Raw genomic sequence first — 16,256 nt, 5'->3', positions numbered from 1 at the left:
GAATGAAAACTTGATGGCCGACGAGAAGAAAGCTCCGGAGAGCGAGAGCGATCGGGATGACCAATCGCGGCCGTCATTTGGCCGCAGCGGCAGGGCGGCAGGTGAACTCGCCGTCGCGCTGCGCCAGGATTTTTCCGTGGCGGCACATAATGCGGCGCGGAAACTGTCGGCGGCGGCAGCACGGCTGCGGGCGAGGGTGGGGGAAACCGACATTTCGCGGCTGGAAGCCCGGCTCGGAGCCATTGCGGGTTCGATCAGGGGGCTGCCGGGGACGATGACGCCGCTCGCGGAGCGGTGGCGCGGCTTTCGGGCGGCAAGCGAAAGCGGCCGGCCGGCGGGCGCGGGCAGACGGCGGTTGACGTGGTTCAGGGCGCTGGCGCTCGCCTCGATCGCCGGGCTGGCGCTGGCCGTCGGGCTTTTCTACTGGGCGCTGCGCGACGTTCCGTGGCAGGAGATCGCCGAAGGATCGCTGAAGCCGGTGGTGGTGCTGGAAAGCGCCGACGGCACGCCGATCGTGCAGCAGGGGCCGTTTCAGGGCGGCTACGCCAAGCGCGAGGAATTTCCGCCGCATCTCATCGACGCCGTGCTGGCGATCGAGGATCGGCGGTTCTATGAGCATTACGGCATTGATTTTCGTGGCGTCGGGCGGGCGATCTGGCGCAATCTGCGCGCCGGCGAGGTCGTCGAGGGCGGCAGCACCATCACCCAGCAATTGATAAAAATCCTCTATCTGGAGAGCGACCGGACGTTCAAACGCAAGATCCAGGAACTGGTCATCGCCTTCTGGCTGGAGGGCAAGTTCGGCAAGGACGAGATCCTGACGCGCTATCTCAACAACATCTATCTCGGCGCCGGCGCGACCGGCGTGCCGGCGGCGGCGCGGGTCTATTTCGACAAGGCGGTCAACGAGCTCGATCTGCGAGAATCAGCGCTGCTGGCCGGCATCATCCGGGCACCGTCGCAGCTCAACCCGCTGACCAATCCGCAGGGTGCCGCCGAGCGCACCTCGGTCGTGCTCGACGTGATGGTGGAGAACGGCAAGCTCGAGGCGGCGGGCGCGGCGGCGGCCAAGGCGGAATTCGCCACGCTGCATCCGACGCGGCCCGCCGAGCGCGCCGGCAGCTGGTTTTCCGACTGGGTGATCCAGGACGCGCGCGAGATCGCCGGGCCGTATCGCGGCACGATCAAGGTGCGCACGACGATCATTCCAAGGCTTCAGGCGCTGGCGGAAAAGGCGGTCAAGGACGCGCTAGACGCCGAGGGACAGCAGGCCAACGCATCGCAGGCGGCGCTGGTCGCGATGACGCCGGACGGCGCGGTGGTGGCGATGGTCGGCGGCCGCGACTACGGCAAGAGCGAGTTCAACCGGGCGGTCACCGCGATGCGGCAGCCGGGCTCGACCTTCAAGCTGTTCGTGCTTTACGCAGCGCTCAAGGCCGGTCTGTCGCCGCGCGACCGCGTCGAGGACCGGCCGATCGAGATCGCCGGCTGGGCACCGGAGAACTTCGGCGGCGAGTATAATGGCCGCGTCTCCATCGCCGAGGCCTTCGCGCGGTCGCTGAACGCGGCGATGGTCAATCTGGCGCAGGAGGTCGGCATCAAGAATGTCGCGGCGGCGGCGCGCGAACTCGGCATCGACGCTAAGCTGGCCGAGACGCCGGCGCTGGCGCTGGGCGCATCCGAGGTGAACCTGCTCGACATTACCGGCACCTTTGCTTCGGTGCGGGCGGGCGTCGCGCCGATCGAGCCATGGGGCATTATCTCGTTTCAAAGCGAGGGCCAGCCGCAGGCTTTTCGCGTCGGCCCGTCAAAACAGCCGGACGTGGATCTGAGCGCCGTTCAACGCGACCTCGTCGGGTTGCTGCAGCTGGTCGTGGCGCGCGGCACGGGCAAGGAAGCGGCGATCGACGGTTTTGCCGCGGGCAAGACCGGCACCAGCCAGAACCACCGTGACGCCTGGTTCATCGGCTTCAGCGAGCCACTGGTTGCCGGCGTGTGGATCGGCAACGACGACGATTCGCCGATGAACAAGATGACCGGCGGAAAACTGCCGGCGGTGATCTGGCGAAACTTCATGTCGGCGGCACTTGCCGATGCGGCCGGCGAGCCCCAAGGCGAGGCCGTGACAGCATCGGCGGATGCGGATGCGCCGGTCGCATGCAATGTGCGCGCTTGTTCCCGGTCCTACCGCTCGTTCAGGGCCGAGGATTGTACTTTCCAGCCCTATCGCGGGCCACGGAGGCTTTGCGAAAAATAGGGTCCTGGCCTTCTTCACGCGATGGCGTGTGAACCGGCGCCAAACCATTACCTCTACCCCAATGTGTGTGAACCGTTTGATTTATCCCGCTTTTCCTGACCAGCTGAGGGGTCACGACCGGCACCGATGTAGCCCCTCTTTCAGCGCTGGTATGATCGCGATACCAATAATATAGGGGCGAATTGCGTGGGGTCATGGTTCGGCGCCGAGTCACAGGCAGGGCGCCGTTTTCGTCATAACACGGAGCGGGGCGGACTTTCTCGCTCGCTGGGTCTCCGGAGTGGCAATCTCTTCATGCGCCGGCATGCGGGACGAGGAATCGGAACAGGCTCTCGTCGCTGCATATGGCAAAGACGAATTGGAAGCGGGTGACGCGTCTATACCGGAACCGATGACTTGCCAGACGCGCGATGCTAGCTCAAAGCCTCTGGCTGGTGCTTGCCTTACGAGTGACGTGACGCCCTGGACGATCGATTGCGAGACGCCAAGCCAAAAGAAAAAGGCCGGCAAGATGATGTGCCGATCTTTTCCTATCTGTGGCCAGCGGGAGGAGGTGCTGGCCGCTATTTTCCGGAGGTGCCGGTCTTCCGGGTATTTCCGATCGGCTAAACCAATCAGGCGACCTTGAGATCCTTCATCGCCTTCTCGAAGGCGGCCTTGATCGGCTTGGACACGTCTTCGGCAGCCTTTGTCGTCACGGCCTGAAATTCCTTCGCCTGCTCGACGGTCTTTTCGATCTGAGTGCGCAGGAAGGCAGTCTGCAGTTCGATGAACTCGGACGGCGACTTTACCGCAACCAGGGCTTCGAGGTGTGAGAAGCTGGCCTCGGCATTGGCGCGCAGCGCTGCGATCGTCTTCAGCGACAGCTCATTGCCGGCGGTCTTGGCGGTCTCGAAGGTCGACTCGAGAGCCTTCTGTGTCGTCTCGGCGCCGGTCGTCAATTTCGAAAGGGCTTCTTTCGACTGTTCGACGCCCTTTTCGGCGACAGCGCGGAACTGGTCGGTAGCCTTCGAGGCATCGAAGGTGGGGAATGCGGTATTTTCAACGGTATCAGCGGTCTTGGCCATAGTTTCCATCCTTTTCGGTGAACGGCCTTTCACAAAAGCCATCTCGTTCATTTATGAAACTGACGTAACGGAACGTACGGTGCATCGCAACATTTTTGTGCATCGCACCATAAATTTCTTCCCCCAGCGTTACGTCATCGTGCCGAAGCATAGGTTCAGCGCGTTTTCACAATCGGTTGCGGCGAAAGGCGAGCAGCGTCGACACGACAGAGGTTGTTGCTCCGCAAAACGGCGAAATCCCTCTCGGCTTTCCGAATGGCAATGGCCTGGAACTGAAGAAGTTCCTACCCGAGGATGGACTCCTCGATGGCATCGAGCCCGACGTCGGTGTGCTGCTCCCGTCTTCGACGAGTCTGAAGAGCTTGATCGGCCAGCCGCTGCGGTGGAAGGTGCGACTCAGCAAGGCGCCTACTCGGACGTTGGATTACTTCTTCATGCGGTCTTCTTTCGATCCCGAAGAGACAGCGGCCCGGCACAATATTGACTCGCGAGTCCAGACTCCCCGAGACGCCACGTTCGCCGGGAGCATCGGAGTTGAACTCACGGTAAGAGAGGACGGCACCGCCGAACCTGTTTTCGTCTATGGTCATGGAACACAAGGGAACACCACCATCGTTTCTGGACGACCGTTCTACATGGACATGACCTACGCAACGCAGGACGCTGGGGGAGAGACCTATCTCGGCTTCGACTTTGGCACGAGTACCTCGTCGCTTTGCTACGTTAACCAAAACGACATTCGGGTCTACGCCGATCGGGCGAATGACCACACTTGGCTAGGTTTAAGCTCGTTGATCGAGGTGCTTCCCTACCCTGCCGCTTATCCTTTGGCGCGATTTTTGTCTGAGACTTCGGTCGATCAGATGGATCGCTGGGGCCGTGAAGCTTTCGAAGGCATGCTGACTATGGCGGCGTATATCGCTTATGCGGAGCACTGCTCCGTGGGAGGGGCGAACGGAAATATATTCAAGGCGTTCCGGCAGCGCTCAGCGGGTCCGCTCTGGGCGATGTTCAAGAAATGTGCGGCGCTGACCGGCCCAAAGTGGCAGTTCGCGCAGGAACTGCTGGAGCTTTCCGACGGTCCGGTGTTCGAGGAGTTCGACACTGCCGTGTCGAAGGTGGCACTGTCAAAGCACGGAAAGAGGGTCAATGGTCTCGATTACCCCCGGCTACTTGAGCGGATGGGCAACATCCTGGCCAGAGCATTCACCGGCAAGGTGTTCGGCTACTTCGAGGACGCGCGACGCAAGCCGTTCAGCATTAATCGCTTCCAGGGCGTGTTCCGAAATGCGCGTGGCTCCTCACCGCCATTCATAGACATCTACGAGTATGAGGGTGCAGAAGGTTTGCCGTCCGAGTTCGTCTTCTTGTTTGATATACAGAAGGGTTCGGGACTTCAGCTGTCTCCGATGATTGCTCGGGGGCTCGATAGAAATCGATCTCATCATGAGGAGCCTGACTTCTTCATCTATGATATCGTCCGAGCCAACGAAAAGGAGATCGCCTTCAGAGCTATTCAGGAGCGGGAAGAGGTCGTACTCGATGGCGACAAGAGCTTTCCCGAACTCTTTCAGATTGTCTCGGCGATCCTCAACCAGGATGGGCCGGCTCCTCTAATCCAGAATATCGAGCTTCGATCGAGATCGCGCGAAGCGTAGCGCGCATCTCAGAGCGTCCGGCTGCGTTCATCATTCCGATCGGGGCATCGGGCCCGTCTGAAGACCTCCTGATTGTCGCCGTTGCGCGCGTAGCGCATGACCTTGAAGCGCACCGCCGAGCTTATACTCACGTTGGTATTGATCCTTATTCGGAATCGACGCTCTTCGCATCCTGGGGCAAAAGGTTGATAACGCCTTCTCCATACTCTATGTATCAACCCACGTTATCAACCAGAGAATGAGAGCATTCCAAAAAGTGAATGCGAGTGAGCGAGAAGATGACAAGTGAGCAGGCGACCACGAGCGGCGATCTTGACCCGGTCGTGCGCGCCGTCGCGGAAGCTCGTGCCAGGGAGGCCGGGCAGAGCATGACGGACTATCTGGCTGGGCTGATCCTGGCTTCCTCGCGCGGTCCTGGGCCGTCCGACATCGCTCTAAAGGCGGTGACCGCTATAACCAAACATCAGGATGAGAGCGACCCTTGGCCCAACAACTTCAGCCGGCAGTTGCTCGCGACCGTGCATGATCTTTATCATCAAGACAGCGGCGAGGATTGGCGCAAGCTGGTCGCCGGCCCTGAACCCTGGCTGGCTTCCGAGCTCTCTGTCAGTCCGGCACTGCATCTCGTCGCTGTATTCAACTACCGCATCCAGTGCGCCGCGCTCTTGATGGGGGCAGCGTTTCACGAGGCGGACGTCACCGATTTCAAGTTTCACAAATACCGACATTCCGCGGTTCACCGAAGTCATGTGAAGTCGACTTGGTACGGGAGTATCATCAGCGACTGTGTCGTTCGATCGAAGCAAATCAGAAGTGCGCTGACCCATCGATGGCAGCCGACCCCACGCGCGGAGCGTTTGGCGATTGACGCATTCGTGCTGCTCAGCGACCTGACACCGGCGCGAACGGAGTTACTGCGCCTATGCCGATATGACAGGCCGCGCGCGTTTTCGGAGCTTGCAAAGCACATCGATCTCGCGACTGACCAATTCAGGTTGTCTGCCGATCTCCTTGCCGAAATGGAAGGGACACAGCGGCGGCTCGGCCAACCTGTGGAGCAGAGCTTCTCGGATGTCAGTATTGCCATTTTGGAACGATCCGGCGGCGGAGTGTCTCTCACGGAGGGAGCGAAGCTACTTGGTACAACCCGGCAGGCGCTGCACAAGCGCGTCAAACTAGGTTCGGCTCTGGGCATGATGCACGGCAGCGAGTTGACGTTGCCGAAATTCCAGTTTGTGAATGACAGACGTCGCACTCACATCGTCGAGGGCTTGGGAAAAGTCGTCAAACTCTTCGACACATCGCGGGCCGGTCGCTGGTCGGCGCTTCAGTTCCTGATAGAGAAGGATCCGAACCTTGGCGATACACCCACCCATGTCCTGATCAAGGGACGTGTCGACGACGTCGTCAACGCAGCGAGGGCATATCTCGGCGCGGACGAGGCCTGATCCTTGCCGACATTGTCCGCGCCAACCGCACGCTTCCCGTCCGGTTTGCTCTCCAGCACGTTGGAGGCAGGCGAAATCATCGTACGCGTCCATCGGAAAACTCTTGGTCCGGTCTTCTTCGGCCCAAATCCGGGAACGCCACCGCAGAACCGGTTCGATGCGACAGGAGGTGAATATCGAGTTCTCTACGCGGCCCAACGATTGGAAGGAGCATTCGTCGAGACGATCCTGAGGAGACCGGCACACCGGGTGTTGCGACGGGAGTTCGTGGAGGAGCGGATGTGGACGCCCATTCGACTAGAGCGTCCTGCCACCGTGGCCAAGATCATGGACGAAGGTCTGCTCTTTCACGGCGTTGACGCCTCGATCAGCTCAACAGACGACTACACTTCGTCTCGCGCACTAGCGTTGGCGCTATATGCCGATTTTCCGCATCTCGATGGCCTCGCCTACAGGTCGCGACATAACAACGGAGAGGTGTGTTTCGCGTTTTTTGATCGCCTGCTCCCTTCAGACTTCAGCCATCTGGCAGGCAAGCGCTTTGAGAACCATAGAGAACGCACAGATGAATTGATGCGCCTACACGGCGCGGTCTTTGATGCGAGTGCACAGGTTGAGTAACTGTAAATAAGCGTGGAATGTGGTCCCCAACGCGTTCGTACTAAGCGCCTGACATTGTGCGACTTTTGGCGTTGCGGCATGGTAACAATCATGATTCAATGCCATAGGCCAATGAACCGCCGGACCGTCGTCGTTGAAGGGCCTCTCGCCTTCCGGATGCGTCGAATCGCTGCCGCGCGCCGCGGCGAAACAGGCGTACAAATCCTCACTATGCCGCAACTGGCCGCTCGCTTGGCCGGCGCCTTTACACAACCTGCCCGATCCGCGGACCTCGATCCGGCCATCCGGGCGGCACTCGAAGCCGGAGGGTTTGCCGAGTTAGAAAGTATCCGGCAGCTTCCAGGTATGATCCGTGCCGTCGCAAGGACGCTCGCCAAAATCTGGCAGGCCGACCTTTCGCTGCCGATAGGCGACGATCGCAGTGCCCGACTGGCGGATATTGCCGAGATCGAGCAGCGCGTCCGCGCAAACCTACCCAGAGGCGTGCTGACGACGCGCGACCTTCGCGCCGCCGCGCTCGAGCGCCTCGTCCACGCTCCGGCCGTGCTCGGGTCGGTGGAGCTTGACCGCGTCGTCCGCGTCGCCCCGGTCTGGCACCCTCTGCTTCAGGCCCTCAATGAGACGGTGCCCCTCTCCTGGCACAGTCCCGGCGCCACGGATGTCAGCTGGTTCCCGGGCGAGATCACTACTAACCAGCGCCCAACAGCTGTCGCCATGGAGATGGTGTCCTGCGCCAATCCTGCTGCTGAAGTGGTGGAAGCGCTACGCTGGATGCGCGAGCTCATCGCATCCGGAAGGGCGAGACCCGAAGAAATTGCGATTTGCGCCACCTCGACCGGGGAATGGGACGAGCACTTTCTCGCCCTGGCAGCGGACGCCGACCTGCCGCTTCATTTCTCTCACGGTGTGCTGGCCCTCGCGTCGCGCGAAGGCCAGGTCTGCGGCGCGCTTGCCGACGTTCTGTTGAACGGCCTCAGTCAGGACCGCCTACGCCGGCTCTTCAGTCATGCCGCAGGCCGTAGCCGAGCCTTGCAAAACTTGCCGCTTAACTGGGCGCTTGGATTGCAACCTGGTGCCGCGCTCTTCGAACTCGATCAATGGCTTCGCGCGCTCGACGCAGCGACCCGGCTTCGATCCGACGGCATTGATCCGAGGCCGATCCTGATCCCGGTCCTCGAAATGCTGGCCAACGGCCCAGCCGCGGCCGAGCAGGCTGGCACTATGTTGCTGGGAACCTCCGCTCGCGTGCTTTGGAGTGAGGCACTGAGGCGGGCGCCTGCCGAGGCGCTGGAATTCTCACTGCAGGAGGTTCGCTTGCCCGACGGCCGCGATCCCGGCGCCTGTGCCGTGTGGTGCCCGGCGAGTCATCTCGCCGCGGCACCTCGCCAATGGGTTCGTCTGCTCGGAATGACCACACGCTCATGGCCGCGCCGCGCTGCGGAAGATCCGCTGATCCCAAGCCATGTTTTGTCCCGTGGCACACTCGATCCAGATCCTGTCACTGCGCAGGACCGACGAGCGTTCCAGGTAATCACTGCCCAGGCATCCGGGGGCTGCATCCTGTCGAGAAGCCGCCGGAATGCCCAAGGCGGGCTCCTCGCGGCCAGTCCGCTCGTGCCGCAAGGAGCCCGTGTTCAAGGGCTTAAGCGGGCGCGAATCCCGACGCACGCGTTCAGCGAGGCCGATCGTCTGCTCGCCCGACCGGACGAGGCCGCGAACTCGCCGGCGCTGGCAGCGGCTAACGCGTGCTGGCGCGACTGGGGAAATCCCGCGATCACCGCCCATGATGGTCGAACGAGGGCCGATCATCCAGTCATCGCACGCGCAATCGATGAGGTTCAGTCCGCGAAGTCGCTGCGTCTGATGCTCCGCGATCCGCTCGCCTTCGTGTGGCGCTATGCGTTGGGCTGGCGGTCAGTCCCCGAAGACGATCAGCCGCTGACGCTCGATGCGCGTGCCTATGGCGATCTCGTGCATGAGCTCCTCAAGCGGACCGTCGATACGCTCGAGCCCAGTCCAGGCTATTCCCGCGCCGCGCGGCACGAGATCGAGACCGCCCTGGCAGAGGCGACGACGACGGTCAGCGCGGAGTGGCCGCTAAAGCGATCCGTGCCGCCGTTGCTGCTGTGGCGGCACACCCTGGACGCTGCTGCCCAACTGGCGCTCAAAGCCTTGACGCTTGATGAGACGTTTCAGCCGGGCACCCGCAGCTGGACCGAGCTGGCGTTCGGCCGTGCCGACGAGGCAGTTGCTGCGGCGATCGATCTTCCTTGGGATCCGACCGCGCCGGTCATAATCACCGGGACCAATATTCGGGTCCAAGGCAGCATCGACCGACTCGATCTGACTGCCACCGGAAACGCGGCTCGTGTCTCGGATTACAAGACAGGCGCAGAGCCAAAGAAGGCCGATCAGATCGTGCTTGGGGGCGGCGCCGAGCTCCAGCGCGTCATCTATGCGCTGGCGGCACGCCAACTCGTGCCGGACAACCCGCGCGTTGTCGCCCGCCTCATCTACCTCGGCGGCGGCGAGCCGCGGGTCTACAAACTGCCCGATCTCGATCAGGCCATCGCCGAGATCGCAGACCATGTGAGGGCGGCCGGTGTCCTTTTGCGGCAGGGCAGGGCCTTGCCCGGTCCGGACGCGCGCGAGAACTGGAACGACTTCCGGCTGGCGCTTCCGGCATCGCCGACAGCGTACTTTCAAATCAAACAGTCGGTGCTGAGCCGCGCCTTTGACGATTTTGCGCGCGTCTGGAGCTGCCGATGATCCAACTGGCGGACAGTTTCGCGCGCCGGCGGGCTCTGACCGATCTTGACTCGACATTGCTCGTCGAGGCGGCGGCTGGCACCGGCAAGACCGCCCTGATGGCGGGGCGCGTGACGATGCTGCTTGCGCGTGGCGTCCAACCCGGTGAGATCGCGGCCATCACTTTTACTGAGTTGGCGGCCAGCGAGCTGTCGGTGCGCGTCCATCGCTATGTCAACGAACTTCTGGCCGAACGCGTGCCGGCCCCATTGCGGGAAGCCCTGCCCAAAGGCCTCGACGCGCCTCAGCGGCACGCAATGTCCGCCGCCGCTGCCAAACTTGACGAACTTACGACCGCAACGATCCACGCCTTCTGCCAGACTATAATCTCAAGCTACGCGGTCGAGGCTGACATTGATCCAGGCGCGCAGATGCTCGATGCGGTCCAGGCTGCCGCTGCGTTTGACTCCATATTCGAGCAATGGCTCAAACGGCGGCTCAACAGTCCGGAGCGGCCGGGCGATCCGATCGTAGTCTTGTCGCGCCAAGACCCGCGCCGCGTTGTCTCCACCCTTCAGGAACTGGCGCGCTTTCGTCTCAAGCATCGCGATGCTCGGGCGCTGCCTGCGGACCTCACCGGCCGTCCGGACATGGACCTGGTCGAAGCGGTCGCGGGCTTCCGGCGCTGGATAGCCGCTCAACCTGTCGAGCCCAAAACGCTCGAGCTGGTAGGCGAGCTCGAGACGCTGGCAAACTTTTACGCCAGCAGTTTTGAGACGCCGCCCGATTTCCCCCGGCTCTGGGCGCTCGCCCATCCGATTCGACTTTCCTGCATGCGGAAGAACACGTTCGATCTAATCAGGCCAAGACGGAAATCGGCCTGGGAAAAGGTCGCCGGCAAGGATCTGGGTAGCCAGCTCAGTGAGGAGGCGGGCCAATATTTCGATCAAGTCGACCACTGCTACCGAGTGGTGCTCGGCCGCATTGCCACGGCACTTGTCGCAGGGCTATCCGATGAACTCGACGAGGTGCTTGACGACTATGCCGCCTTCAAACGCGCCGCGGCCGTCCTTGATTTCGACGATCTTCTTGAGAGGGCGCGGGCCCTTGTCCGCGACCACGATGCCGTGCGCCGCGCTCTCGGGGCCCGCTACCGGCACATCTTCGTGGACGAGTTCCAGGACACCGACCCCATTCAGTCCGAAATCCTGTTTCTGATCGCTGCAGAGCACCGCACTCCGCGATGGCAGGACAGCGTCTTGAGTCCTGGGGCGCTCTTCATGGTGGGCGACCCGAAGCAGGCCATTTACAGGTTCCGCGGCGCCGATGTCGGATCTTATGCGCAGGCGCGTGCTGCAATCGAACGGCGGTGGCCGGACAACATCATCCAGATCACCGCAAATTTCCGCTCCCGACCGGACATCCTTACCCATGTCAACCGCTGTTTCGAGACGCCACTTTCTGGTGTCGGGCAACCTGGCTATGTGGCGCTCACGGCGACCATCGATCCCCCCACTCACGACCTTCCGTGTGCGGCCAGGATCACCGTCGACGTGCCGCCCAATTCGCGGTCAGAGCATATCCGCGATGCCGAGGCAGAAGCCGTCGCTGAACTCTGCGTGCGGCTCATCGGCAACCTGCACGTTCGCGACGACGACGACGTGATGGTTCCACTCACCGCCGGCGGAATAGCCCTGCTTGCGCCGACAGGCACCGAACTCTGGCGCTATGAACGCGCGCTGGAACAACGAGGCCTGCCGATCGCGTCCCAAGCAGGCAAGGGCCTGTTCCGACGTCAGGAAGTGCAGGATATGCTCGCCTTGGCTCGTGTGCTCGCCGACGCCGGCGACAGCCTGGCCTTCGGCGCGCTGATGCGAGGCCCGCTTGTCGGGCTGACCGAGGAAGAGCTTCTCGATATCACCGCGGCTTTGCCCCAAAATCCCGATCGCCCGCACGCGGTTCCGCGATTCTCGTTGTTGACCGAGCTGAGCGATGTAACCCATCCGATTGCCCGTCGGACACTTTCGATCCTGCAAGAACTGAGATGGAAATCTAGAGCGACGACACCAGCGCTGCTGCTCGCCGAAGCAGCCGAGCGACTGGCCGTTCAACCCATTCTTGCCGCGCGCGAAGGTGATCGCAGCGCCCGCGCGGCTGCGAACGTAGAAGCCTTTCTCGAACGCACGCGGCCTTACGGCGTCACCGGTCTCAAGCGGTTCGTCCGTGACATCACCAGGGATTGGAGTCAGGGGGTTCCGTCCAACGAGGGCCGGGTCGATGCCGAAGGCGACGCCATCGAGATCATCACCATCCACAGCGCGAAGGGGTTGGAATGGCCGGTGGTGATTCCGGTCAACACAGCCACATTGCTCCGCTCGCGCGAGCCGTTCGTACATCGCGGGTCCGATAACACGGTGCATTGGGTTATCGGCGACGTCGTCCCGCCCGATCTTCTGCTGGCGCTCGCGTCCGATGATCAAAGCCTCGCCCGTGAACGCGAGCGCCTTTGGTATGTCGCATGTACTCGCGCTCGGGAGCTCCTCGTCGTCCCGGAGCTGCCGCAGGCGGAGCAAAGATCCTGGGCGCGGATCGTCGACCTGGCGCACCATGATCTCCCGCTGCTAGACCTATCGCGTTTCGATCGGGCACCTCGCTCCGCCGCGGCCGATCTGCCAAACGGACAGACGCGGGACATCTTCGAGACGGAGCGCGCCGCCATCTCGGTTGCCGCCGTCCCGCTCACGTGGCTTCAGCCGAGCAACCAGGATCCCGATCGCGTTCCTATGACCGAAGCGATCGCGATCGACTCCGGCGACGCTCCGGAGACGGAGCTGCCGATCGGCGCAGGACGCGTCCGAGGACTCGTCTTGCACAAGGTGATGGAGGAGGTCCTGACTGGCGAACTTGATGAAGACCTCGCCGGGTTCGCCAGTCGCGCCCGCGCGCTTATCGCCGAGCTGGTGGTGGATGACGGAGACGGGGTCGGTGTTCCCGAGATCGAGGAAATCGCCTTGACCGCCTGGCGAACCCTGCATCTTCCGGAGATCGCCGCCCTACGACCGCGTCTCGTTCCAGAATGGCCGATCTACACATTGCTCGCGGATGCGAGCGAGCCCACAGCCCTTGCCGGCCGGATTGATGCCGTCGCATTGGACAACGGTCGCGCCGCGATCGTTCTCGACTGGAAAAGCGACATCGCGCCGACGGAGGAGGACATGCGAATTCACGCGGGCCAACTCGGGAACTACTTGCGAACCACCGGAGCAAGCCGCGGCGCCTTGGTCTATATGACTCTTGGCGCTGTGCGGTGGGTGGAGCCGGGTGTCCGCGCCGATTGAAGCCGTGATTTGTCAAATTCACACCTTTGACCCGGAGCGGGCTCTTGGCGGGTGGTGCTCCTGACGAAAAGCAGACATTGTGAAGAATGTAGGCCCGCGCAAGATCAGCATGCGATGCAACTCTTAGCAGGTTGCGCATACTGGTAAATCTCACAAGTGCGCCCAAGACAGATGGAAATCCGACACGTGGTTCTGCGCTATGGCCAATGACCAGATTCCAATAACGCCGGAATTGGTCACTTGGGCGCGCACGCGCGCCGGTTTGAGCGTGGCCGAGGCCGCGCAGAAGTTCCCGCGCATCGAGGAGTGGGAACTGGCGAAATCCTCTCCAACGTATCCGCAGCTAGAGGCCATGGCCGATGCGTTCAAGCTGCCGATCGCCGTGTTCTTTTTTCCGGAGCCGCCCAAAGTGCCGGCGATCGCCGAGACTTTCCGGACCTTGCCTGAAGTCGAGTTCGAGCGCCTGCCATCGGCGATCCGCCTGTTGCTGCGCAAGGCGAAAGCCCTGCAGCTCAATCTCGCCGAGATGACGCAGGGCCAGAATCCCGCCAAGCGGCTTATCACCCGCGACCTTGCGCTTGATTTGAAGCGGCCGATCGGCGACCTGGCCGCCGAGGTACGGGAGTATCTCGGCGTCACCGTCGTCCAGCAGCAGGGCTGGGCGGATACGGATGCAGCGCTGAAAGGATGGCGCGATGCGTTGCAGAATGCCGGCGTGTTCGTGTTCAAGGATGCATTTTACTACGACGAGTTTTCCGGCTTCTGCCTGTATGATGACGTGTTCCCGATCATCTATGTGAACAATACCGCCTCCAAGACCCGGCAGATATTCACGCTCTTTCACGAGCTGGCGCACCTGTTGTTCCATACCAGCGGTATCGACACGCTGCACGACGAATTCATTGCCAACATCGAGGATCGCGACAAGCAGGCGATCGAAGTTCTCTGCAATGCGTTCGCCGCCGCGTTCCTTGTGCCCGAAGCCGCTTTCGACCAGGTGGCGAATGGCCGCGCGCCGTCCGAGGCCGTGGCCGAGGAGATCGCCGCGCGCTTCCATGTCAGCCGTGAATCCATTTACCGCCGCTTTCTCGATCGACGCCAGATCACGCAAGACGCCTATGCCAAGGCGGCCGCCCGCTGGGCTGCGCAGCAGAAGAAGGCCGGCGACGGCGGCAACTACTACCGCACCAAGCTTGCCTATCTCGGCCGCGCCTATGTGGGCCTCGCGCTCGGGCAGTATCATCGCAACGTCATCGACCAGGAGCAGCTCGGCAACTACCTCGATACTAAACCGCGCAATCTGCAATCGCTTGAGAGCTATTTTGCGGAAGGGGGGGCGTAATGTACGTCTTCGACACCTCGCCGCTCTCAACGCTGTTCAAGAACTATTATCCCAAGCGGTTCCCGACGCTTTGGGCTCAGTTCGATGAGCTGATTAAGAACGGCGCGATTGTTTCGACCCGTGAAGTCGGCCGCGAGGTCGATGATGGTCCTGTGCCGAGTCTTCGCGCTTGGGCGAAGAATAACCCCAACGTGTTTGCCATCCCGACCGCCGAGGAGGGGGGCATTATCGCGAAAATCTATGCGGTCCCGCATTTTCAGCAGAACATTGAGCAGCAGAAACTCTTGAAGGGTGGGCGCAATGCCGACCCGTTCGTGATGGCCAAGGCCTGCGCGGAAAAGCGTACCGTCGTGACGATCGAGGCCGACAAGCCCAATAGCGCGAAAATCCCAGCCATCTGCAAGCACATGGGCATCGGCTGCATGAACCTTGAGGAGTTCATGGAAGCCGAAGACTGGACGTTCTAAGTTCGGCGGGAATTTCTGTGAAGGGGTCTCGATGCCGTTCGGCGTTCTATTCAGTTGATTTCATTGCAAGTAGGAGGGGCAATGCATGACGCCGATTCACAGTCTGAGGGCAATGGCGTCCTGCTGACCTGGATGAGCTCATCAAAACCTGGCTCTCGCGCTCGGGGTCCCAAGACGGAGATCGATGGCGCCGTTTGGTGGCCGCCAACTCTCGACGAACTAAGGGCCGCAAAGAAAGGCGGCTTGCTCATGGGAGAAAGGCGGACGCGGTTGTGAACAGCTACTTGCCGTTGACGTCCTGCTCAATCTGCCGTGCTGATTCCAGAATGTCATCGAAACTCGGCGGAGTGCCGAAGATCATGGCCGCCGTATTGGCATAGTCGCGCGTGAGCGCGTCCACCATCTTTGGAGCGGGCGCGATCGCGAAGCTGCCCGGGACTGCTGAGGCGAGGTCATAGTCGGGCGGTCGAAAAACATTCGTGCGTGCCGCACACAATCGGCGCCAAGATCGAGATCGCCGAGCGCGGCCTTTCCGGTCTCGGATCCGAGAAGACAGTGCAGGTCATAATAGTGCCGAGACACCCGCTGGCCGTTCGCCGCGCCGCTCGTACCAGCGGCGCAATCCATGGGCGATCACCACCTTGTCCCAAAAGGTGGGGGTCGCCTCGATCGTGGTCACGTCGGCGACGGTGAGATCAATGCCTGCCGCTTCCTCCGCGACATAGGGCGTGATCGTGATGGGGCGATTGGGATCGAGCGCCGATTTCGCCCCGGACTCGAGGCGTATGGCCGGTCGCACATAGGCGCCATCACGCGGCTCGACCTCGGGATACCAGAGCAGCAGGGTCTGACCATCGGCATCGGCTTCGTCGAGCTCCACCCGTCCGGCGCCGTTCGTAATGTCGGCAAGTTGGGCGGTGAGGAAGTCTCGCAGCGGCCCTGTGATATACGCACGGCAGGCGTCCCGGATGGCGTCGAGCTTGGCGCGGCGCTTCTTGTTCGACAGTCCCTCAAGCTCTTCGACGGAGGCAGCCTCGTCGAGATCGTCGCGGAACACGGTAACGTCAATGTCCTCGGAAAAACGCTGGATGAGGCCATAGCCTTTTGACAGCGACGTCCCGCCCTTGAAAAGCAGCCGTGGCTCCCCCGCAGGCCGTTCGTGGTAGAGCGAATTGAGGGTCCAGCAGACCCAGAAATCCTTTTCGACATTGCCCACCGGAGCTCCGATCCGATTGGCCGTGGCGAGGAACAGGTCGAGCCGGTCACGTGCGGATGCCGCGATGATCTGGCGGTAAGCATCGGTACTCATG

The 16,256-nt window shown here is 61.9% G+C and carries 9 protein-coding genes and 1 pseudogene; 8 read left to right on the top strand and 2 right to left on the bottom strand.

The features are described 5' to 3' along the window. Nucleotides 1-13 precede the first annotated feature (13 nt). The gene (locus BQ8482_RS26600) at nucleotides 14-2,257 is read left to right on the top strand and encodes a PBP1A family penicillin-binding protein (RefSeq protein WP_123150322.1); all 2,244 of its coding nucleotides are present in this window, start codon (nucleotides 14-16) and stop codon (nucleotides 2,255-2,257) included. A gap of 614 nt (nucleotides 2,258-2,871) precedes the next feature. Here BQ8482_RS26600 and BQ8482_RS26595 read toward each other — a convergent pair. Further along, nucleotides 2,872-3,333 carry a phasin gene (locus BQ8482_RS26595; protein WP_165848733.1) on the bottom strand — a complete coding sequence of 154 codons (462 nt, stop codon included), beginning with the start codon at nucleotides 3,331-3,333 and terminating at the stop codon, nucleotides 2,872-2,874. Nucleotides 3,334-3,500: 167 nt separating this feature from the next. On the opposite strand from BQ8482_RS26595, the gene BQ8482_RS26590 reads away from it, so the two are divergent. The 7 genes from BQ8482_RS26590 to BQ8482_RS26560 all read left to right on the top strand — a co-directional run bounded on the left by BQ8482_RS26590 (nucleotide 3,501) and on the right by BQ8482_RS26560 (nucleotide 14,946). Continuing rightward, nucleotides 3,501-4,982 (top strand): hypothetical protein, encoded by a 1,482-nt coding sequence (locus tag BQ8482_RS26590; RefSeq protein ID WP_123150321.1) that lies wholly within the window; start codon nucleotides 3,501-3,503, stop codon nucleotides 4,980-4,982. Nucleotides 4,983-5,248: 266 nt separating this feature from the next. Then, nucleotides 5,249-6,430: a hypothetical protein gene (locus BQ8482_RS26585; RefSeq protein WP_244602973.1), complete on the top strand. Its 1,182-nt coding sequence runs from the start codon at nucleotides 5,249-5,251 to the stop codon at nucleotides 6,428-6,430. Nucleotides 6,431-6,433: 3 nt separating this feature from the next. After that, the gene (locus BQ8482_RS26580) at nucleotides 6,434-7,051 is read left to right on the top strand and encodes an RES family NAD+ phosphorylase (protein WP_123150320.1); all 618 of its coding nucleotides are present in this window, start codon (nucleotides 6,434-6,436) and stop codon (nucleotides 7,049-7,051) included. Between the two features lie 345 nt (nucleotides 7,052-7,396). Next, a complete protein-coding gene (locus BQ8482_RS26575; protein ID WP_244602972.1) occupies nucleotides 7,397-9,820 on the top strand; it encodes a PD-(D/E)XK nuclease family protein in 2,424 nt (807 codons plus the stop codon). Further along, nucleotides 9,817-13,137, top strand: coding sequence for a UvrD-helicase domain-containing protein (locus BQ8482_RS26570; protein ID WP_123150318.1), 3,321 nt, complete (start codon nucleotides 9,817-9,819; stop codon nucleotides 13,135-13,137). The genes BQ8482_RS26575 and BQ8482_RS26570 overlap by 4 nt, the downstream gene beginning before the upstream one ends. Before the next feature lie 199 nt (nucleotides 13,138-13,336). Then, the gene (locus tag BQ8482_RS26565; protein ID WP_123150317.1) at nucleotides 13,337-14,479 is read left to right on the top strand and encodes an ImmA/IrrE family metallo-endopeptidase; all 1,143 of its coding nucleotides are present in this window, start codon (nucleotides 13,337-13,339) and stop codon (nucleotides 14,477-14,479) included. Then, nucleotides 14,479-14,946, top strand: coding sequence for a PIN domain-containing protein (locus BQ8482_RS26560; RefSeq protein ID WP_123150316.1), 468 nt, complete (start codon nucleotides 14,479-14,481; stop codon nucleotides 14,944-14,946). The genes BQ8482_RS26565 and BQ8482_RS26560 overlap by 1 nt, the downstream gene beginning before the upstream one ends. A 280-nt stretch (nucleotides 14,947-15,226) precedes the next feature. On the opposite strand, the pseudogene BQ8482_RS26550 reads toward BQ8482_RS26560, so the two are convergent. Continuing rightward, nucleotides 15,227-16,255, bottom strand: a pseudogene (locus tag BQ8482_RS26550) (nucleotidyl transferase AbiEii/AbiGii toxin family protein). Nucleotide 16,256: the final 1 nt, after the last annotated feature.

The organism is Mesorhizobium delmotii, from assembly GCF_900149755.1.
GTDB classification, from domain to species: Bacteria; Pseudomonadota; Alphaproteobacteria; order Rhizobiales; family Rhizobiaceae; genus Mesorhizobium; species Mesorhizobium delmotii.
The sequence above is the reverse complement of the archived record's forward strand: the minus strand, read 5'-3'. Positions and strand labels throughout refer to the sequence as shown.

Bases quoted from the DNA above. Each gene is read 5' to 3' on its own strand.
- BQ8482_RS26600 (WP_123150322.1), top strand. From the start codon at position 14: ATGGCCGACGAGAAGAAAGCTCCGGAGAGCGAGAGCGATCGGGATGAC.
- BQ8482_RS26595 (WP_165848733.1), bottom strand. From the start codon at position 3,333: ATGGAAACTATGGCCAAGACCGCTGATACCGTTGAAAATACCGCATTC.
- BQ8482_RS26575 (WP_244602972.1), top strand. From the start codon at position 7,397: ATGATCCGTGCCGTCGCAAGGACGCTCGCCAAAATCTGGCAGGCCGAC.
- BQ8482_RS26570 (WP_123150318.1), top strand. From the start codon at position 9,817: ATGATCCAACTGGCGGACAGTTTCGCGCGCCGGCGGGCTCTGACCGAT.
- BQ8482_RS26565 (WP_123150317.1), top strand. From the start codon at position 13,337: ATGGCCAATGACCAGATTCCAATAACGCCGGAATTGGTCACTTGGGCG.
- BQ8482_RS26560 (WP_123150316.1), top strand. From the start codon at position 14,479: ATGTACGTCTTCGACACCTCGCCGCTCTCAACGCTGTTCAAGAACTAT.